The sequence below is a fragment of the Streptomyces sp. NPDC088766 genome (assembly GCF_044750845.1).
Taxonomy (GTDB): Bacteria; Actinomycetota; Actinomycetes; order Streptomycetales; family Streptomycetaceae; genus Streptomyces.
In genome coordinates, this window is the sequence record NZ_JBIVKQ010000020.1 from 1 (window position 1) to 19,943 (window position 19,943).

General features: G+C 71.8%; 14 protein-coding genes. 3 read left to right on the top strand and 11 right to left on the bottom strand.

Going from position 1 to position 19,943, the window contains the following annotated elements; genetic code table 11:
• Window positions 1-145: 145 nt before the first annotated feature.
• The 5 genes from ffh to ACIP5W_RS25065 form a co-directional block, all read right to left on the bottom strand.
• The gene (gene ffh, locus ACIP5W_RS25045; protein ID WP_401477680.1) at window positions 146-1,696 is read right to left on the bottom strand and encodes a signal recognition particle protein; all 1,551 of its coding nucleotides are present in this window, start codon (window positions 1,694-1,696) and stop codon (window positions 146-148) included.
• A gap of 220 nt (window positions 1,697-1,916) precedes the next feature.
• Complete coding sequence (locus ACIP5W_RS25050; RefSeq protein ID WP_401477683.1) at window positions 1,917-4,370, bottom strand: [protein-PII] uridylyltransferase; 2,454 nt, start codon at window positions 4,368-4,370, stop codon at window positions 1,917-1,919.
• Between the two features lie 26 nt (window positions 4,371-4,396).
• Window positions 4,397-4,735 (bottom strand): P-II family nitrogen regulator, encoded by a 339-nt coding sequence (locus tag ACIP5W_RS25055; RefSeq protein WP_007493361.1) that lies wholly within the window; start codon window positions 4,733-4,735, stop codon window positions 4,397-4,399.
• Window positions 4,732-6,072, bottom strand: a complete 1,341-nt coding sequence (locus ACIP5W_RS25060) for an ammonium transporter (protein ID WP_401477686.1) — start codon at window positions 6,070-6,072, stop codon at window positions 4,732-4,734. Before ACIP5W_RS25060 ends, ACIP5W_RS25055 begins: the two co-directional genes overlap by 4 nt.
• A 325-nt stretch (window positions 6,073-6,397) precedes the next feature.
• On the bottom strand, window positions 6,398-7,891 hold the full coding sequence (locus ACIP5W_RS25065) for a hypothetical protein (protein ID WP_401477689.1): 1,494 nt from the start codon (window positions 7,889-7,891) through the stop codon (window positions 6,398-6,400).
• Between the two features lie 447 nt (window positions 7,892-8,338).
• On the opposite strand from ACIP5W_RS25065, the gene ACIP5W_RS25070 reads away from it, so the two are divergent.
• Window positions 8,339-8,995: a bifunctional DNA primase/polymerase gene (locus tag ACIP5W_RS25070; RefSeq protein WP_401477692.1), complete on the top strand. Its 657-nt coding sequence runs from the start codon at window positions 8,339-8,341 to the stop codon at window positions 8,993-8,995.
• 145 nt (window positions 8,996-9,140) lie between these two features.
• Here ACIP5W_RS25070 and ftsY read toward each other — a convergent pair whose 3' ends face one another.
• The 5 genes from ftsY to ACIP5W_RS25095 all read right to left on the bottom strand — a co-directional run bounded on the left by ftsY (window position 9,141) and on the right by ACIP5W_RS25095 (window position 17,302).
• Window positions 9,141-10,340 (bottom strand): signal recognition particle-docking protein FtsY, encoded by a 1,200-nt coding sequence (gene ftsY / locus ACIP5W_RS25075; protein WP_401477695.1) that lies wholly within the window; start codon window positions 10,338-10,340, stop codon window positions 9,141-9,143.
• A 401-nt stretch (window positions 10,341-10,741) separates the two neighbouring features.
• A complete protein-coding gene (locus tag ACIP5W_RS25080; protein WP_401477698.1) occupies window positions 10,742-12,160 on the bottom strand; it encodes a sugar porter family MFS transporter in 1,419 nt (472 codons plus the stop codon).
• A 254-nt stretch (window positions 12,161-12,414) separates the two neighbouring features.
• Entirely contained in the window at window positions 12,415-16,218 is a 3,804-nt protein-coding gene (locus tag ACIP5W_RS25085; RefSeq protein ID WP_401477701.1) for an AAA family ATPase, read from the bottom strand.
• A 221-nt stretch (window positions 16,219-16,439) separates the two neighbouring features.
• Window positions 16,440-16,643, bottom strand: coding sequence for a hypothetical protein (locus ACIP5W_RS25090; protein WP_073491170.1), 204 nt, complete (start codon window positions 16,641-16,643; stop codon window positions 16,440-16,442).
• Between the two features lie 377 nt (window positions 16,644-17,020).
• On the bottom strand, window positions 17,021-17,302 hold the full coding sequence (locus tag ACIP5W_RS25095; RefSeq protein ID WP_401477704.1) for an acylphosphatase: 282 nt from the start codon (window positions 17,300-17,302) through the stop codon (window positions 17,021-17,023).
• Between the two features lie 224 nt (window positions 17,303-17,526).
• On the opposite strand from ACIP5W_RS25095, the gene ACIP5W_RS25100 reads away from it, so the two are divergent.
• Complete coding sequence (locus ACIP5W_RS25100; RefSeq protein WP_401477707.1) at window positions 17,527-18,714, top strand: CAP domain-containing protein; 1,188 nt, start codon at window positions 17,527-17,529, stop codon at window positions 18,712-18,714.
• Between the two features lie 139 nt (window positions 18,715-18,853).
• Here the strand turns inward: ACIP5W_RS25100 and ACIP5W_RS25105 are convergent, their stop codons facing one another.
• Window positions 18,854-19,444, bottom strand: coding sequence for a flavodoxin family protein (locus ACIP5W_RS25105; RefSeq protein WP_401477710.1), 591 nt, complete (start codon window positions 19,442-19,444; stop codon window positions 18,854-18,856).
• 135 nt (window positions 19,445-19,579) lie between these two features.
• Between ACIP5W_RS25105 and ACIP5W_RS25110 the strand changes: the two genes are divergently transcribed.
• Window positions 19,580-19,943 (top strand): winged helix-turn-helix transcriptional regulator (locus tag ACIP5W_RS25110; RefSeq protein ID WP_401477713.1); only part of this gene is annotated, 364 nt, incomplete at its 3' end.

Here is a 19,943-nt window from a genome sequence, read left to right on the forward strand (position 1 = left end):
TTGGTTTTTTTTTCTGTGCCTTAACCACCCCCCCCCCCCCCCCCCCCCGGGGGGCCGGGGGGGGGGCCCCCCCCCCCCCCCCCGGGGGGGGGGGGGGGGGGGCCCCGCGGGGGGGGGGCCCCCCCCCGACGCCGTACGGCCGTGATCAGCCCATGAACTTCTTGAACTCGTCGGGGAGCTCGAAGTCCTGGCCGGCCTGCTGGCCCGGCAGGCCGAGGGCGCCGCCCTGGGCCCCGGCGGCCCTGCGGGCGGCCTCCTCCTGCTCCTGCAGCTTGCGCTTCATCGGGTTGCCGGAGCGCTGCTTGCCCTTGGCCTTCTTGGGCTGCTTCCGGGCGCGGCCGGGACCGCCGCCCATGCCCGGCATCCCCGGCATGCCCGGCATCCCGCCGCCCTGGGCCATGCGGGACATCATCTTGCGGGCCTCGAAGAACCGCTCGACCAGGCCCTTCACGGCGCTGACCTCGACACCGGAGCCCTTGGCGATACGGGCGCGGCGCGAGCCGTTGATGATCGTCGGGTCCTGGCGCTCGCCCGGGGTCATGGACTTGATGATCGCGGCCGTACGGTCGACGTCGCGCTCGTCGATGTTCTGGATCTGGTCCTTGATCTGGCCCATGCCCGGCAGCATGCCGAGCAGCTTGGAGATCGACCCCATCTTCCTGACCTGTTCCATCTGGGACAGGAAGTCGTCCAGGGTGAAGTCCTGGCCCTTCTTGGACGCCAGCTTGGAGGCCATCTTCTCGGCCTCTTCCTGGCTGAACGTCTTCTCCGCCTGCTCGATCAGGGTGAGCAGGTCACCCATGTCGAGGATGCGGGAAGCCATCCGGTCCGGGTGGAACGCGTCGAAGTCGTCGAGCTTCTCGCCGTTCGACGCGAACATGATCGGCTTGCCGGTGATCTGCCGGATCGACAGCGCGGCACCACCGCGGGCGTCGCCGTCGAGCTTGGAGAGCACCACGCCGTCGAAGCCGACGCCGTCGCGGAAGGCCTCGGCGGTGTTGACGGCGTCCTGGCCGATCATCGCGTCGACGACGAAGAGGATCTCGTCGGGCGAGACGGCGTCGCGGATGTCCGCGGCCTGCTGCATCAGTTCGGCGTCGATGCCGAGCCGGCCGGCGGTGTCCACGATCACGATGTCGTGGACCTTGGACTTCGCGAAGTCGATGGAGTCCTTGGCGACCTGGACCGGGTCACCGACGCCGTTGCCCGGCTGCGGCGCGTAGACGGCCACGCCGGCCCGCTCGGCGACGACGCTGAGCTGGTTGACGGCGTTGGGGCGCTGGAGGTCGGCGGCGACGAGCAGCGGCGAGTGGCCCTGCTCCTTCAGCCAGCGGCCGAGCTTGCCCGCGAGGGTGGTCTTGCCCGCACCCTGGAGACCGGCCAGCATGATCACGGTGGGCGGGGTCTTGGCGAAGCGCAGCCGGCGGGTCTCGCCGCCGAGCACGTGGACAAGCTCGTCGTTGACGATCTTGAGAACCTGTTGGGCGGGATTCAGCGCCTTGGAGACCTCGGCTCCCAAGGCCCTTTCCTTGACGTTCTTGATGAACGACCGGACGACCGGCAGGGCCACGTCGGCCTCGAGGAGCGCGATACGGATCTCGCGCGCTGTGGCGTCGATGTCCGCCTCGGACAACCTGCCTTTGCCGCGGAGGTTTTTGAAAGTCGCGCTGAGGCGGTCGGAGAGGGTATCGAACACGGTGGCGTCGGTCCTCGAAGTCGGGGGCGGAACTGGGCTGCCCTCCAGAGTATCCGCCCCGGCGGGCGAATCGCCCCCGCCCGCTGCAGCGAGCGGACGGGGGCGGATCCCCGCGTCGGCGGGGAGCGACCGAAGGCCGTGACAAGTTCGTCGTTCACGGTCGGACCGTCCCCGCGTCACCGGGGAGCACACCCGATCGACGCGCGGAACGACCACAGGGTCAGGCCCGCAACGTCTCCTCCAGCTTCCGGGCCACCGTCACCGCCTCCTCGCCGGGCAGGGGCGAGCCGTTCGGCCAGGTCACGTAGAAGGCGTCGACCGCGTTCGCGCCCAGCGTGCTGACGTGCGCGCTGCGCATCCGCACGCCCGCGTCCTCCAGCGCCCGCCCGATCCTGAACAGCAGGCCCGGCGCGTCCTGCGCGCGCACCTCGATCACGGTGGCCAGGTGGGAGGCCGCCGAGGCGACGGTCACGCGCGGCGGGGGCGCGACCACGCCCCGGCGCCGGGGGTAGGCCGCGTCGCGTTCCGCGAGCCGGCCCGCGATGTCCAGGGAGCCGTCCAGGGCGCGGACCAGGTCGGCGCGGAGCCGGGCGGCCTGGGGCAGCGAGCCGTACTCCGCCGCGACCCGCCAGTTCAGCAGCAGGACGGAGCCCTCGACGCCGGAGGGCAGCTCCAGCGCCCGCAGCTCCGCCGTGCGCACGGTCAGCCGGTGCACGGCGAGCACACCGGCCACCGCGGGCAGCACGCCCGGCTGCTCGGGTACGGCGATGAGCAGTTCCACACCGAGCGGCTCGGGATCGCCGGCCGGCTGCTCCACGGGGTCGGCCGGGGGCTCGGTCTGGGCGCGCAGTGACAGCACGGGGCTGCCGGTGGCGACCGCCTCGATGGCGAGCCGTTCCTGTTCGGCGGTGGCCGCGGCGGCCTCGGGCTCCTCGGGAACGTCCCCGGCGAGCACCGCCGAGACGCGTTTGACCAGGTCCGCCACGAGCGAGCCCCGCCAGGTGGACCAGGCGGCCGGGCCGGTGGCCAGCGCGTCGGCCTCGGTCAGCGCGTGCAGCAGTTCCAGGGTGCCCTGGGAGCCGACCGCCTCGGCGACCGAGCGGACCGTGGCGGGGTCCTCCAGGTCGCGGCGGGTGGCCGTCTCGACGAGCAGCAGGTGGTGGCGTACGAGTGTGGACAGGACGGCCACGTCGGTGCGGTCGAAGCCGATGCGGGCGGCCACGTCCTTGACGATGATCTCGCCGGCCACGGAGTGGTCGCCGGGCCAGCCCTTGCCGATGTCGTGCAGCAGGGCGGCGACCAGCAGCAGGTCGGGGCGGCTGACGCGGCGGGTGAACTCGGAGGCGCGCACGGCGGTCTCGATGAGGTGCCGGTCGACGGTCCAGATGTGCACGGCATTGCGCTGGGGGCGGCAGCGCACCCGTTCCCAGTCGGGCAGCAGCCGGGTGATCAGCCCTTCGGCCTCCAGCGCCTCCCAGACCTCGACGGTGGGCTGTCCCGAGCCGAGCAGGGTGACGAGCTGTTCGCGGGCCTCGGCGGGCCAGGGCGTGGGCAGGGGGCGCACGGTCGCGGCGAGGCGCCGTACGGCGTGCAGGGACAGCGGGAGGCCGGCCTGGGCGGCGGCGGCCGCGGCGCGCAGGGGCAGCACGGGGTCGCGTTCGGGGCGTGCGGCACGGGCGAGCACGACCTCGCCGTCCTGCTCGACGACCCCTTCGGCCAGCGGCGACCGCTCGGGCGCGGGTTTGCCGCCGCCCAGCATGGCGCGCAGCCGGGGCCGCATCGAGCGCGATCTGAGCACGCGCCCCACCTCACGCCAGGTGACGTCGCTGGCGTACGAGATGACGCGCGCGGCCTCGTACACCTGGCGCAGCAGGGTGTCGGCGTCGAGGAGGCCCAGTTCGGCGGCGACCTGGTCCTGTTCCTGGAGGGCCAGCCGGTCGGTGGCGCGGCCGGTCGTCAGGTGCAGGGCGTCGCGGACGTCGAGGAGCCGGCGCCGGGCGTCGTCGAGGCCCTCGCGGGGCGCGTCGGCGAGCCAGGAGGCGGCGACGGCACGCAGGGCGGTGGCGTCGCGCAGACCGCCGCGGGCCTCCTTGAGGTCGGGTTCCAGCAGGTACTGCAGCTCGCCCTGGCGTTCGGCGCGCTCGGCGCACAGTTCCTGGAGTTCGGGCAGCCGCTTGGGCGCCTGGTTGCGCCAGTCGGCCAGTACGGCCGTCCGCAGTCCCGCCGTCAGCCCCGGGTCGCCCGCGAGGTGGCGGGCGTCGAGCAGGCCGAGCTGGACCTTGAGGTCCTCGCCGGCGGTCCTGCGGGCCTCGGCCGGGGTGCGGACGGAGTGGTCGAGGGCGAGGCCGAGGTCCCAGACCGGGTACCAGAGGCGGTCGGCGAGGGCGGCGACGGCCTGCGGGTCGGCGCCGTCGTGCAGCAGGAGGAGGTCGAGGTCGCTGCGCGGGGACAGCTCGCCGCGGCCGTAGCCGCCGACGGCGACCAGGGAGACGCCCCGCAGTTCCCGGCTGCCGGCGGTGAACAGGCCGGCCAGCCAGTCGTCGGTCAGTTCGGAGAGGGCGCACCGGCGCGGCGGCCCGGACCGCGCCCCCTCGGTGAGGAGGTGCAGCCGGGCCGCCGCGTAGCCGCTGGGTCCCGAGTCCTCTGCATCCTTGCGCATGTCCGTACTCGTCACCCAGTGGCTCCTGTTCCGTTCCTCTGTCAGAGCGCGTCCGGGCCGCGCTCGCCGGTGCGGACCCGCACGGCGGTCTCGACCGGGAGGGACCAGACCTTGCCGTCACCGATCTTGCCGGTGCGGGCCGCCTTGACGACGACGTCGATCAGCTGTTCGGCGTCGTCGTCCTCGACCAGCACCTCGATGCGGATCTTGGGGACGAGGTCGACCGTGTACTCGGCACCGCGGTAGACCTCGGTGTGTCCCCGCTGACGACCGTAACCGCTCGCCTCGGTGACCGTGAGGCCGTGGACGCCGAAGGCCTGGAGGGCTTCCTTGATCTCGTCGAGCCGGTGCGGCTTCACGACGGCGGTGATGAGCTTCATGCGTCCACCTTCTTGCTGGCAGTGTCGGCCACCGGGCCCGTGACGTTGGTCCGGGCGGCACCGCCGCCCGCACCGCTGAAGTCGTACGCGGTCTCGGCGTGCTCGGCCTGGTCGATGCCCGCCACCTCGTCGTCCTCGGGGACCCGCATGCCGATCGTCCGGTCCAGCAGGAAGGCGAGGACCGCGGAGACCACCAGCGAGTAGCCGAGGACCGCGAAGACACCGGCGCACTGCTTCCAGAACTGGTCGAGACCGCCGCCGTAGAAGAGGCCCTGGACGTCGGACTGGCCCTTGCCGCTGGCGAAGAAGCCGATCAGCAGGGAGCCGACGACTCCGCCGACCAGGTGAACGCCGACCACGTCGAGCGAGTCGTCGTAGCCGAACTTGTACTTCAGGCCGACGGCCATGGCGCACAGGACACCGGCGATGGCGCCGACTGCGATCGCGCCGAGCGGGGAGACCGCACCGCCGGAGGGCGTGATGGCGACCAGGCCGGCGACGGCGCCGGAGGCGGCGCCCAGCGTGGTGAACGCGCCGTGGCGGATCTTCTCGTAGATCAGCCAGGCCAGCATGGCGGCGGCGGTGGCGACCTGCGTGTTGACGAACATCAGCGCGCCGACGCCGTCGTCGTTGCCGAGCCACGAGCCGGCGTTGAAGCCGAACCAGCCGAACCACAGCAGACCGGCGCCGAGCATGACCAGCGGGAGGCTGTGCGGGCGCATCGGGTCCTTCTTGAAGCCGACGCGCTTGCCGATGACCAGGATCACGCCGAGGGCCGCGGCACCGGCGTTGATGTGGACGGCCGTACCACCGGCGAAGTCGATCACGCCGAGTTCGAAGGCCCAGCCGCCGGCGCCCCACACCCAGTGGGCGACCGGGAAGTACACGATCGTGGCCCACAGGGTGATGAACAGCGCCCAGGCGGAGAACTTCACGCGGTCCGCGAGCGCTCCGCTTATCAGGGCGGGCGTGATGATGGCGAACATCAGCTGGAAGACCAGGAAGACGAAGACCGGGATGGTGTAGCCGTCCCACAGCTCCGTCAGGCCGATGTTGCTGAGGCCGACCCAGTCGGAGTTCCAGCCGATGATCGAGCCGGAGTCGGTGCCGAAGGCGAGGGAGAAGCCGTAGAGCACCCACAGGACGGTGACGATCCCCAGGCTGATGAAGCTCATCATCAGCATGTTCAGGGTGCTCTTGACGCGGACCATGCCTCCGTAGAAGAAGGCCAGGCCCGGGGTCATGAGCATCACCAGGGCGGAACAGATGAGCATGAAGCCTGTGTTCGCGGACGACAGCGTGGGTGCGTCCGCCGCAAGCGTGATGGCTGGTGCCATCGGCGTCTCCTCGTCGTTGGTACGGCCCCGTGCGGGCGAAGCCAGAGCGGGATTGAGGGGTGGGCCGGTTATGCGCCATGAGATTGACGCAGCGCCGTTTCGGTGGACGCCCCTCGTTGTTTCGCCGCCGTGACGAAGGCACCTCGCGCGTTACGCCTCGATGAACTGGCCGATGCTCCCCGAGCGGATCGTTATCGTGGCGCAACCTTCTTCGGAGCAACGCGAACCGGCCGCGGTCGGCCTTCCGATGACCTGGCACGGGGGAGCCGAGTCGGGCAGTTCGGGAAGGCCGGCCGCGGCCGGGGTCCAGGGGTTTCGCCGGGTCTCAGACCGCTTCCGCGGTCTCCGGGAGTTCCACGGCGAGCCGGTCGGTGAGATCGACGACCTCGGTGAGGTCCCCGAAGTCGCGGACGGCCGTGTCGACGGTCTTTCGGATACGAGTGTTGACCCGCTCGGAGCGCACTTTTTTCGCCGCTTTCATGGCCTGCTCGGCGAGCACGGCGCTCTGCTCGGGCTCCTGGCGCAGCAGGTGCACGGTGGCCATGCCGATGAGGTTGAGCGCGTAGGACCGCTGGTGCTCGCCGTCCTTCGCGAAGAGGTCCACGGCCTTCTGCATCAGCGGCTCGGCCAGCGAGGCGTACGCGGGGCTGCGGCCGGCCACATAGGCCAGGTCGCGGTAGGAGTGGGAGTTCTCGCCGTACAGCTCGGCCTCGGAGAAGAAGCGGATCCAGTCGGGGTCGGGCTCGTCCCAGTCGCCGGCGTCGGCGAAGGTGTCCTCGGCCATCCTGACGGCCCGCTTGCACCGGCCGGGCTGGCCCATGTTGGCGTAGGCGCGGGCCTCCATCGCATACAGCATCGACTGGGTGCGCGGGCTCGCGCAGTCCCGGCTGCCGTACTGCGCGAGGTGGATCAGTTCCAGGGCGTCCTCGGGCCGGCCGAGGTGGATCATCTGCCGGCTCATGCTGGACAGCACGTACGAGCCGAGGGGGCGGTCACCGGCCTCCTTGGCGGCGTGCAGCGCGAGCACGAAGTACTTCTGCGCGGTGGGCTGGAGCCCCACGTCGTACGACATCCACCCGGCCAGTTCGGCCAGTTCGGCGGCGACCTTGAAGAGCTTCCTGCTGGTGGCCTCGGGTTGCGGTTCCTGGAGGAGTTCCGTCACCTCGTGGAGCTGGCCGACGACCGCTTTTCGGCGCAGTCCGCCGCCGCACTGGGCGTCCCACTGGCGGAACATGGCGGTGGTGGACTCCAGCAGCTCCAGTTCGGGCCTGGAGAGCCGGCCGCGGGCGCGGCTGGTCGGGAGGGAGTCGGTGTCCTCGTACGGGGCGGGCGGGGAGGGGACGAGCCAGCGCTGCATGGGCTCGATGAGGGTGGGGCCCGCGGACAGGGCCAGCGAGGATCCGAGGAAGCCGCGCCGCGCCAGCATCAGGTCGCTGCGCGAGAACTCGCTGAGCAGGGCCACCGTCTGCGGGCCCGTCCAGGGGAGGTCGACGCCGGTCGCGGAGGGTGCCTGGCGCGCGGTGCGCAGGCCGAGGTCCTCGACGGAGACGACGCAGCCGAACCGCTCGGAGAACAGGTCGGACAGGATGCGGGGGATCGGCTCACGGGGGTTCTCGCCGTCCAGCCAGCGGCGCACGCGCGATGTGTCGGTGGAGATGTGGCTGGCACCCAACTGGCGTGCCCTGCGGTTGACTTGACGAGCGAGTTCACCCTTGGACCAGCCGCTGCGCACGAACCAGGAAGCGAGCAGGTCGTTCGGGCGCTTGTCCGCGTGCACGGCGCTCCCCGCGCCCGTACCGCCTTCGCCGTTGCCGCTCACTGGAACGCCCCCATCCCTGAGACCACTTGTCGCTCTGATGCGCCAAGCCTTATCAGAATGCCGGTAAATACGGCCCGCCGTCCGGCGGTTCTCACCCTTCGAACAGGAAGCCGACTTGCCTCCGGCATACCCGCGCAGACATGTGCCCCCGGGCCTCGCACACTCAAAGTAGTCCTACGATCACGCCTCCAGCCACGGCGGTCCCGGAAACGCCACCATTCGCCACCCCTACGAATGAACTCACGGTGGCGCGCAGGCGATTCACTTGACAGAGGTCGGCCGGGGCGGGCGGAACGGTGCACTCAGGGGCGCGCGCCACCCGCCACACCACCCCGGACGCTTCCAGGCGCCGTCTGGAACAGGCGGCAGCGGGAAGGCGTCAGCACACAGAGTCACTTCGCACGTCCGCTGCGTAACCATCGGTGCGTCGGACCCGTTGGAGGGGGCATGGGCTTCACGATCGGCGGCATCCGCGAGATCCGCTCCGGCACACGCAGGCGCGGTCGCTCGTCCGAGTGCACCGCGGTCGCCGAGTTCACCGGGCTGTGGGGCTGGGACGTGGTGCCGGGCGCGCGCGCCGCGGCCGGCGCCTGTTCCTGCGGCCGCGGCGACTGCCGCCGGCCCGGTGCGCACCCCCTGGACTTCGCGCCCCGGGTGCCGGCCGGCGCCACCCTCGACGACGTGACGAGAACCTGGGCGGACTTCCCCGGCGCCGCCGTGATGCTGGAGGTCGGCCGCTCCTTCGACGTGATCGAGGTGGCCGAACCGGCCGGGCGCCGCGCGCTGGTGCGCCTGGAGCGCATGGGCCTGCCGCTCGGACCGGTGACCGCCACCCCCGAGGGCCGCGCCCAGTTCCTGGTCGCCCCCGGCGCCGCCGCCGACCTGTCCGGCCTGCTCTACCGCATGGGCTGGGACGACCCGACCTCCCTCGACCTGCGCGGCCTCGGTCCCGGTACGTACATCACGGCGCCGCCCTCCGACCGCGGCGGCCTCGGCCCGGTGCGCTGGCTGCGCCCGCCGGCGCTGGACTCGGCGACCAGGCCCCCGGCGGCCCGGCTGCTGCTGGGCACGCTGGCGTACGTGGCACACCGGTCACGCGCGTAGCCCCGGCTCGGCGGCCGGGCCGCGGCCGGCGGCGCGGCTCCGGTCCAGGCCCAGGCTCACGGCGTACACAGCGAAGCGCCCGTCCCCCGACTGCACCTCGGGGGCGGGCGCTTCTTCGTCACCGGTTACCGCGTGGGGTCCCTGGTCACTCGCCGATGAGAGCGTCAACGAACGCCTCCGGCTCGAACGGCGCCAGGTCGTCCGCGCCCTCGCCGAGCCCGATGAGCTTGACCGGCACGCCCAGCTCGCGCTGGACGGCGATCACGATGCCGCCCTTGGCCGTGCCGTCGAGCTTGGTCAGCACGATGCCGGTGATGTCGACGACCTCGGCGAACACCCGGGCCTGCACGAGGCCGTTCTGCCCGGTGGTGGCGTCGAGGACGAGGAGCACCTCGTCGAGCGGGGCGTGCTTCTCCACGACCCGCTTGACCTTGCCCAGCTCGTCCATGAGGCCGGTCTTGGTGTGCAGCCGGCCGGCGGTGTCGATGAGGACCACGTCGACCCCCGTCTCCTTGCCCTCCTTCACCGCGTCGAAGGCGACGGAGGCGGGATCACCGGCCTCGGGACCGCGCACGGTGTGGGCACCGACGCGCTCGCCCCAGGTCTGGAGCTGGTCGGCGGCGGCGGCCCGGAAGGTGTCGGCGGCGCCCAGGACGACCGTACGGCCGTCGGCGACGAGCACGCGCGCGAGCTTGCCGGTGGTGGTGGTCTTGCCGGTGCCGTTGACGCCGACGACCATCACGATGCCGGGCTTGCGGCCCTCGGGCTCGGTCTTCACCGTGCGGTCGACCTCGGTGCCGACCAGCTTGAGCAGCTCGTCGCGCAGCAGGCCGCGCAGTTCGTCGGACGTGCGGGTGCCGAGCACCTTCACGCGCTCCCGCAGCCGTTCGACCAGCTCCTGCGTGGGCATGACGCCGACGTCGGCGGTGAGAAGGGTGTCCTCGATCTCCTCCCAGGTGTCCTCGTCGAGGTGCTCGCGCGAGAGCAGCGTGAGCAGGCCCTGGCCGAGGGCGTTCTGGGAGCGGGAGAGGCGGGCGCGGAGGCGGACCAGCCGCCCCGCGGTGGGCTCCGGGATCTCGATCCGGGGAGCCTCGACAACGGGAGGCTCCTCGACGGCGGTGGGTGCGCCGCCGCCGAGGTCCACCTCCTCGATCGTGCGGCGCGGTTCTTCGCGTGGCGTCTCGGCCTCGTCGCCGACGTGCGGCTCGGCCGGAGGCGCGGTGATGTCGGGCGCGGTCGGGGGCGGCGGCGGCAGCGGCTTCTTCCGCCGGCTGCCGACGATGAGCCCGCCGAGCGCGACGAGCACGACCACGGCGATGACTACAGCAAGGATGACGGTTTCCATAACGCGTCCAGTATGGCGTGGCCTCCCACTCGGACGTTCGTTGTCCACGCGGGGCCCCGCCCCCCGAAGGGCCGGGCCGGCCCGCCCGTCCGGCTTTTCGTCGGCCGGGAAGCCCCGGGGGCAAGGTCACCGCAACGCCGGTGTGCGCAGCCGCGCCGGCCGCCCTCGCCGGGGTGCGCGCACAGGTGCGCTCGGGGCGTGTCGTGACCCGTCCGGGTTGATCGCGGCTCGCCCCTTCGGCCGGCCCCTGGAGGAGGGCCACCGCGGCCTGCGGCTGTTCTGCGAGGGCGTGCCGCCCCGGCTCACCGTGTGAACCGGGGCGGCACGCCTCACGGGTGTCGAGGAGAAGGGCGGCGGGGACTTGGCCCGTCTCCTCGAGTCCAGGTGCCTCGGTACGAGGCTCAGCCCATTTCCTCCAGCGTCTTGCCCTTCGTCTCCTTGACGTACCTGAGGACGAAGGGGATGGAGAGCGCGGCGAAGACCGTGTAGATCACGTAGGTCGCGGAGAGGTTCCAGTCGGCCAGGGACGGGAAGCTCGCGGTGATGGCCCAGTTGGCGATCCACTGGGCGGCGGCGGCCACGCCGAGCGCGGCGGCGCGGAGCTTGTTGGGGAACATCTCGCCGAGGAAGACCCACACCACCACGCCCCACGACAGGGCGAAGAAGAGGACGAAGACGTGGGCGGCGATCAACGCGACCCAGCCCTGGGTGGCGGGCAGCTTGCCGTCGACCAGGTCGAAGGAGAACGCCCAGGCCTCCAGCGCCAGGCCGATCGCCATGCCGACGGAGCCGATGAGGGCGAGCGGCCTGCGGCCGACACGGTCCACGAAGATCATCGCGATGACGGTGCCGAGGATGTTGATGATCGACGTGGTGAAGGAGTAGAAGAACGAGTCCGTCGGGTCGACGCCGACCGACTGCCACAGCGTCGAGGAGTAGTAGAACGCGACGTTGATGCCGACGAACTGCTGGAAGACCGACAGGCCGATACCGATCCAGACGATCGGCTTGAAGAAGAAGGAGCCGCCGAGCAGGTCCTTGAAGCTGGACCGGTGCTCGCTGTTCATGGCGTGCTCGATCCCGGCGATCCGGGCGTCGAGGTCGACGTCCTTGCCCTCGACCTCCATCAGGATCTCCCGGGCCCGCTCGCGCTTGCCCACGGAGATCAAAAAGCGCGGGGACTCGGGGATCGCGAAGGAGAGCAGGCCGTACAGGACGGCCGGGACCACCATCACGCCGAGCATGACCTGCCAGGCCTCCAGGCCCATGATCCGCCCGCGCTGGTCGCCGCCGGCGGCGTTGAGCAGACCCCAGTTGACCAGCTGCGACACCGCGATGCCGATGACGATCGCGGCCTGCTGGAAGGAGCCGAGGCGGCCGCGGTAGGCGGGCGGGGCCACCTCGGCGATGTAGGCCGGGCCGATGACCGAGGCCATGCCGATGGCGAAGCCGCCGACGACCCGCCACAGCGCGAGGTCCCACAGCGAGAAGGGCAGCGCCGAGCCGACGGCGCTGACCGTGAACAGCGCGGCGGAGATCTGCATGCAGCGGATACGGCCGATGCGGTCGGCCATGCGGCCGGCGGTCGCGGCACCCACGGCACAGCCGATCAGGGCGATCGCGATGACCTGGGCCAGGGCCGCGGAACCGACGTCGTAGCGGTCCCGGACGGCCTCCACGGCACCGTTGATGACCGAGCTGTCGTAGCCGAAGAGGAAGCCGCCCATCGCGGCCGCCGCCGCGATGAAGACGACGTGCCCGAGATGATCGGGGTGAGCCGTCCCGGCTCCTGACTTGGCCGACTGCGCTGTGCTGGTCACGTGTACTCCTCGGGCCACCCGGCAACGCTGCCGGGCGTGGGGGGCGAGCCGTTTCAGGTGAGGGTTCCCGTGGCGTGCGAATCAACACCACTCACACCTGAAGGCAAAAGCAACGTTGCAGAGACTATGCCTTCAAGTTTCGAAGTCAATAGTTCGGCAGCTGTGAGCTTTTCCCCACGCGAGTCAAGGCCTGCGTTTACTTCTTGAAGACTTGAAAAGATGCTGGTCACACTAGATGTAGACCGCATGGTGTTTCAGCGAAGGCGCTGTGAGATGACCTTCGACACACCATCGCCCTGCATGGACACGCCGTAGAGCGCGTCGGCGACCTCCATCGTGCGCTTCTGGTGCGTGATCACGATCAGCTGCGAGGACTCCTGGAGCTCCTGCATGATCCGGATCAGCCGCTGGAGGTTGGTGTCGTCGAGGGCCGCCTCGACCTCGTCCATGACGTAGAAGGGGCTGGGCCGGGCCTTGAAGATCGACACGAGCATCGCGACCGCGGTCAGCGACCGCTCGCCGCCCGAGAGCAGGCTGAGCCGCTTGACCTTCTTGCCGGGCGGCCGGGCCTCGACGTCCACGCCCGTGGTGAGCATGTTGTCGGGGTCGGTCAGGATCAGCCGTCCCTCGCCCCCCGGGAACAGACGGCTGAACACGCCCTCGAACTCACGGGCGGTGTCGCGGAACGCCTCGGTGAAGACCTGCTCGACGCGCTCGTCGACCTCCTTCACCACCCGAAGAAGGTCGGCGCGCGTCTTCTTCAGGTCCTCCAGCTGCTCGCTGAGGAACTGGTGGCGCTCCTCCAGCGCGGCGAACTCCTCCAGGGCGAGCGGGTTCACCTTGCCGAGCTGCTGGTACGCGCGCTCGGCAGCCCTCAGCCGTTTCTCCTGCTCCGCCCGGACGAAGGGCCGGGACCGGTTGCGCGGGTCCTCGGGGTCCTCGGGCAGCGCCTCGCCCTCGGCGGGCGGCGAGGGCGGCACCGGCTGGTGCGGACCGTACTCGGAGACCAGTCCCGCCGGCTCGACGCCCAGCTCCTCCAGGGCCTTCGTCTCCAACTGTTCGATCCGCAGCCGCTTCTCGGCGCCGAGCACCTCTCCCCGGTGGACCGAGTCCGTCAGCTTGTCGAGTTCCGCCTTGAGGTCGCGCCCGGCGGTCCGCGCGGCGGCCAGCTCCTGCTCCCGGCGCGCCTTGGCGGCGTCGGCGGCGACCCGCTCCCGTTCGGCCCGACCGAGCGACACCTCGACGTGCGCGAGCAACTGCCGCGCACCGGCGGCGACGGCCTGCGCGACGGCGGCCTCGTGCCGCAGCCGGGCCCGGCGCTGCTCGGCACGCGCGCGTGCCTCACGTTCCGCCCGCGCGGCCCGGTCCAGCGAGTCGGCCCGCCCGGCGAGCCCCTTGACCCGCTCCTCGTGCGTGCGGACCTGGAGGCGCGCCTCCATCTCGGTCTGCCGCGCGTTCGCCCCGTCGGCGGCGAGCCGGTCCCGCACGGAGGTGTCGGGCTCCTCCTGCACCGGCATCTCCTCGGCGACGGCAAGCCGTTCGGCCAGCTCCTCGGCCTCTGCCACGGCCCGGTCGAGCGCGTCCTGCGCACGGGCGGCCGCGGCGGCGGACCTCTCGGCCTCCCCCGCGGCGCCGCGCGCCTGCCCGGCGAGCCGCCCGAGCTGCTGGGCGACGGCCGACTTCTCCCGGTCGGCGGCCAGCCGCCGCTCCCCCAGTTCCTCGACCGAAGCGGCGCACTCCCGGCGCCGCTCCCCCGCCGCCCGCTGGGCCTCGGCCAGCTCCTCGCAGCGCACCGCCAGCTCCTCCAGCTCGGCGGCGGCCTCGTCGACGGAGGCCTGCACCTCCAGCAGACTGGGTGCCCCGGCGGACCCGCCCTGCGCGAAGTACGCGCCGAGCAGATCCCCCTCGGCGGTGACGGCGGTCAGTTCGGGCCGCGCGTGGACGAGATCCTCGGCGTCCTCCAACGTCTTGACGACGACCACGCCCCCCAGCAGCCGCCGTACGGCGGGCATCAGCTCGGCGGGGGCACGGACCAGGTCGGCGGCGAGGGGGTAGCCGGCCGCGGTGGACCCCACGGCCCCGGCGCGGGCGGTCCCGTCGACGGCGGCCGACGGCACGGTGGCGGCACCCCCGCCGGCGTCGGCGCCCGTGGCTCCGGCCGGGGCCGGCGTGCTGCCGCCGGGTCCGGTGCCGGGGTGTTCCGCCGGGCCGGCACCGGACCCGGCACCCGACGTTCCCGTGCCCTCGGCCCGGCCCGACGACGGCCCCGTGGCCGACGGTCCCTCGGCGGCGCCGCGCTCCGGATCTGCGGTGACGGGCCCTGCGGGTGGCTCCTGCGGTGCGCCCGCCAGCAGGAGCGCCGCCCGGCCCGCGTCCTGTCTGCGCAGGAGGCGGAGGGCCTCGGCGGCGGCGGACGGGGTGGTGACGGCGACGGCGTCCGCCGCGGCGCCGAGGGCCGCGGCGAGCGGGACCTCGTGTCCGGGGGCGACGGTGAGGAGTTCCGCGGCGGGGCCGAGCAGGCCGGTGAGGCGGTCCTTCGCGTCGAGGAGCGCGCCCGTGCCGTCCTTGCGGCGCAGGCCCATGGCGAGGGCCTCGTGGCGGGCCTGGGTGGCGGCACGCCTGCGTTCGGCGCCGGTGACCGCCTCGCGGGCGGCGGTCGAGGCGGTCTCGGCCTCGGCGAGCCGCCGCTTGGCCTCGTCGTGCCGCTCGCCCAGTTCCTGATCGCCCGCGTCCAGCCCGTCGACCTCCGCCTTCAGGGCCTCGTACTCCTCCTGCGCCGTGACCGCCCGTTCCTGCGCCTCGTCGCGGGCGGCGGCCAGGCGGTCGATCTCGGCCTGGGCGGAGGCGGCGCGGGAACGGGCGGCGTTGACCTGGCCGTGCAGCCGGGCGAGTCCCTCGCGCCGGTCGGCGATCGCGCGGGCGACGTCCTTCAGCCGCCGTTCCTCGACCGCCAGCTCCCGCTCCAGATCGGCGCGGTGGGAGACGGTGTCGTCGAGGGCGTGCTGGGCCGCTTCGAGGGCGGCCTCCAGCTCCGCCTCCTGCTCGCGGACGCGGGTGGCCTCGCGCTCCAGGTCCTCGGGGTCGCGGCCGCGCCGCTCGTCGACCGGCGCGGAGGTGGCGCTCTGCACGCGGGCGTCGGCCAGCGAGACCGTGCCGCGGACGCGTTCGGCGAGCTGGGACAGCTCGTACCAGGTCTGCTGGGCCCGCTGGAGCCGGGGCGCGAGCCGCCGGACCTCGTCCTCCAGCAGGGCCTCGCGCCGGAGGGCCTCGCGCAGCTCCCGCTCGGCGGCGTCCTTGCGTTCCTTGAGGGCGGCCTCGTCGGCGATCTCCGCGGTGAGCGCCTCGCGCAGCCGTACGAGGTCGTCGGCGAGGAGGCGCAGGCGGGCGTCGCGCAGGTCGGCCTGGATGACGGCGGCGCGGCGGGCGACGGCGGCCTGCCGGCCCAGCGGCTTGAGCTGCCTGCGCAGTTCGTCCGTCAGATCCTGCACGCGCGCGAGGTTGGCCCGCATCGCGTCCAGTTTCCGGAGCGCCTTCTCCTTGCGCTTGCGGTGCTTGAGGACGCCGGCGGCCTCTTCGATGAACGCGCGGCGGCCCATGGGGTCGGCGTGCAGCACGGAGTCGAGCTGGCCCTGGCCGACGATGACGTGCATCTCGCGGCCGATCCCGGAGTCGGACAGCAGGTCCTGGATGTCGAGGAGCCGGCAGGTGTCACCGTTGATCTGGTACTCGCTGCCGCCGTTGCGGAACATGATCCGCGTGATGGTGACCTCGGCGTACTCGATGGGCAGGGCCCCGTCGGAGTTGTCGATGGTGAGGGACACCTCGGCGCGGCCCAGCGGGGGGCGGCCGGTGGTGCCGGCGAAGATGACGTCCTCCATCTTGCCGCCGCGCAGCGACTTGGCACCCTGCTCGCCCATGACCCAGCTGAGTGCGTCCACGACGTTGGACTTGCCCGAGCCGTTGGGCCCTACGACACACGTGATGCCCGGTTCGAACCGGAGTGTGGTCGCGGAAGCGAACGACTTGAACCCTCGGAGGGTCAGGGCCTTGAGGTGCACGCCGCTGGACTTTACCGCCCGGCGATGTCTCACTCCATGAACCCGCGGTTTCACCCGGGAGGGCGCAGGGCAGACCAGACGTTGAAAGCAGTGAAAGGATGCACGGGGAAAGAAAGAAGGGACGCCGAAGCGTCCCTTGCAGACTCTGCAGACTTAGCGGTCCGACGCGGTTTCATGAGCCGCCCGACCACTGCGTTTGCTGTTGTGGAGCAGTGCAGCGGTCAGGTGAGCGCAGGCTCCGCCTGGTGTGCGTCGATGCTCTCCATGAACCTGTCGTGAGACGCGGCAGCCGTCAGAGCGTCGTTCTCGGCCTGGATCCGTCCGAGCTCGTTTTCCAGGTCCTGGACGCGCTGCTGGAGCCGTCGCATCTCGGCGAGGAGTCGCGGGTCGGAGCCGCCGACGTAACCGAGAAGCGCCTTTGCCATGATGGATGGTCCTCCACAATGAGTGACCGACCGAAGCGGTGTGGGTCGTGAGGGATTCGCACCCGCGGTGTTGACCGGATCTTGCTGGTGTTGCCGTTCATCCATGCCAAACAGCTAGGTGCGCGGGGTGCTTTCAGCGTCTCACCAAAAAGTTTGACGGTCAACACGATCACGCCCCGTATCGGCGGGCAACCCTTGCGTGCACGGCGCGGAACGGCGGCGCGACGACTCCTCGGGACCCTCGGGGCGTGGCGATCATCCTTGCGTGCGGAGCCTGCCGACGCAAGCGATTCTCGGCACCACCTGCCTCTTTCTGCCGGGCACGGCTGCCGGAGGCGCTCAGCTCCGTGTCCGTGGGGCGGTTTCGCTCGCGATCGTCAGCGCATCGCGAAGCCGTCGTAGCCGCCGCGGGGTGTGTCCCATATCTCTGTGACTCCGTCCACGCGGCCGGGCGTGTCGTCACCCTGGAGCCAGTCGAGCAGTCCTTCGCAGCCCTTTCGGGAGCCCTCGGCGACCACCTGGACCCGTCCGTCGGCCAGATTGAGAGCAAAACCACTCAGGCCACCGATCTCCAGCGCCTTCGCCCGCGTGAACCAGCGGAAACCCACGCCCTGGACGTGTCCGCGCACCCAGGCGACCAGCCGTACATCCTCGCTCATGGGGGCAACCTAACCAGGCAATGTCACTCGGGACACTTCCTCCCCCAGCGGCATGGGGTACCGTCCCCACCCAATGAATCTCATATGAAACTCACTCGATCGAGTGAGTCAGGTTGACCATGGGGAGTCATGCGCCCCATCGGCGCCGGTCGGCCACGGGAGCCCCGCGGGCGCCAGGAGACCGAGGACTCCGCCCGGACCAGTTGGACGAGGAAGGCCAGAACATGGGACGCCACCGACGCTCCGCCGCCGGCCGCGCCACGGCGGCCGGCCACACCGACGGCTCGTACCCGGAAGGCCGCTCGCGGCGGGACGTGTACGGCGGCGACCACCCCACCATGGGCATCGCGCCCTACCTGAACCCGGAGGCGTACGCCGAGACGGTCGCCCGGAGCCAGGAGTACCTGTTCGCCCCGGACGACGACCGCGCGGCCGCCGAGGACACCGCGGTCTTCGCTTCGGACGGGTTCGCGCCGGGCGGCTTCGGATCGGACGGGTTCGCATCGGACGGCTTCGGATCGGACGGCTTCGCGCCGGGCCGCGGCTCCGCACACGGTGCCGTTGGCCGCGGCGGTGCGGGTCGCCGTCGCAAGCGGAAGGCCGTGACGCCGGTCAAGACCGGCCTGCTCGGGATGTCCGCGGCGGTCGCCCTCGGCACGGTCGCGGTGGCCACGGGTGTGGTGCCCGGCCTCGACAGCTACCGGCTGGGCGGGGGCGGTGGCGCGGGCGACCGGGTCCAGGCCGCCGACTCGCCCACCAACTCGGCCTCCGAGCAGGGCGGTACCTCCGGTTCCGCGGAGACCGACCGCGACAGTACGTCGACCAGCCGCGACGCCGGCCGTGCCGTCTCGCCGTCGGCCTCCGCCCCGGCCTCGGCCACCCCCTCCCCGTCGGCCTCGACGGCGTCGCCGAGCGCGTCGGCGACGACCGAGAAGCCCAGGCCGACGCCGACGAAGAAGCCGGAGGAGACCCCTTCCAAGGCGGCCACGAAGGCCCCGGCGAAGTCGTCCCCGCCACGGGTGACGGTCTCGGCGGAGGTCCAGGCCGCGGCCGAGGTGCTGAAGCTCGTCAACGAGGAACGGGCCAAGGTCGGCTGCAGCGCCGTCTCCGCGAACAGTTCACTGGCCGACCTCGCCCAGAGGTTCAGCGAGGACATGGCGGCGCGCGGATTCTTCGACCACACCGACCCGGACGGCGCGACCCCGTGGGACCGCGCCGGGAAGGCTGGCATATCCGGCCTCGGCGGCGAGAACATAGCCCGCGGCCAGGCCGACGCGGCGGCGGTGATGGAGGCCTGGATGAACAGCCCCGGTCATCGCGCCAACATTCTCAACTGCGACTTCAAGACCCTGGGCGTCGGCGTGCATCTCGGCTCCGGCGGCCCTTGGTGGACGCAGGACTTCGGGTACTGAAACGCACTGGGCCCTGTCGTCGCCTTCCCGCCGTCCGGGCGGGCGGTGGGAAGGCGACGACAGGGCCCAGGTGTATCGACCCGCCCGGGTCGCGCGCCGACGGCGGCCGGGCGACCGGGACCCAGGACGCCCGTCGTGGCTAGGCGGCCAGGGCCGCGCGGCCCGTGGTGAGGGTCTTCGCCGTCCGCGTGACCCGGCGGCCCAGGTGTTCCGCGGTGGCGATGTCCGCCTTGTGCACCGCTTCGGGACCCTCGTCGACGTTGGTCTGGGCGGCCGCGCCGAGGAAGACGCCGAGGCGGTTGAGGTCGTCCTCGGAGGCAGTGCTGCTGTTCCAGCCGGGGAGCAGGCCGAGGTTGACCCAGTGCATGCCGAGCTGTGCGGCCAGGATCTGGAAGAACTGCAGGGTGTGCAGCTTGTCTCCGCTCTTGGAACCGGAGTTGGTGAAGCCGGCGGCCAGCTTGTCCTTCCAGGCCTGGGTGGCCCAGCGGGCGGAGGTCGCCTCGGCGAAGGTGTGGAAGGCGGCGGACGCGGTGCCCATGTAGGTGGGCGAGCCGAACACGATCGCGTCGGAGCGGTCGAGCACCGTCCACTGCTCCTCGGTGATCGCGTCGACCTCGATCAGGTGCACCTCGGCACCGGCCTGGACGGCACCGGAGCGGACGGCCTCCGCGATGACGGCGGTGTGGCCGTAGCCGGAGTGGTAGGCGATGGAGACAACAGGGGTGGTCACGTGCGTCCTCCTCAGGGCAGGTAAAGGGAGCCGACGGGAACGGGGCAGCAGCTCACCGACGGCAACGAAAGAAAAGCACTAACTTCAAGTTAGCGCAACCCGCGAGATAGCGCTGCGTTCGAGTACGCTTGGGTCATGACCGGAATTCAGGCGCGCGCCCCGGAGCAGGACCTCCCGTACAACGTGTTCGCCAAGGCCTGCCCCTCGCGCGGCACGCTGGAGCATGTGACGGGCCGCTGGGGCGCTCTCACCCTGGGAGCCCTGCACGAGGGCTCGCTGCGCTTCAACGAACTGCGCCGACGCGTCGACGGCGTCAGCGAGAAGATGCTGTCCCAGACGCTGCACGCACTGGAGCGCGACGGTCTGGTGCACCGCGAGGCGCAGCCGACCAACCCGCCCCGCGTGGACTACGAACTGACGCCTCTGGGCCACGAGGTCGCGGAGCGGCTGCTAGGCCTGATCCGCCTGGTGGAGGGGCGGATGGACGAGGTCCTGGCGT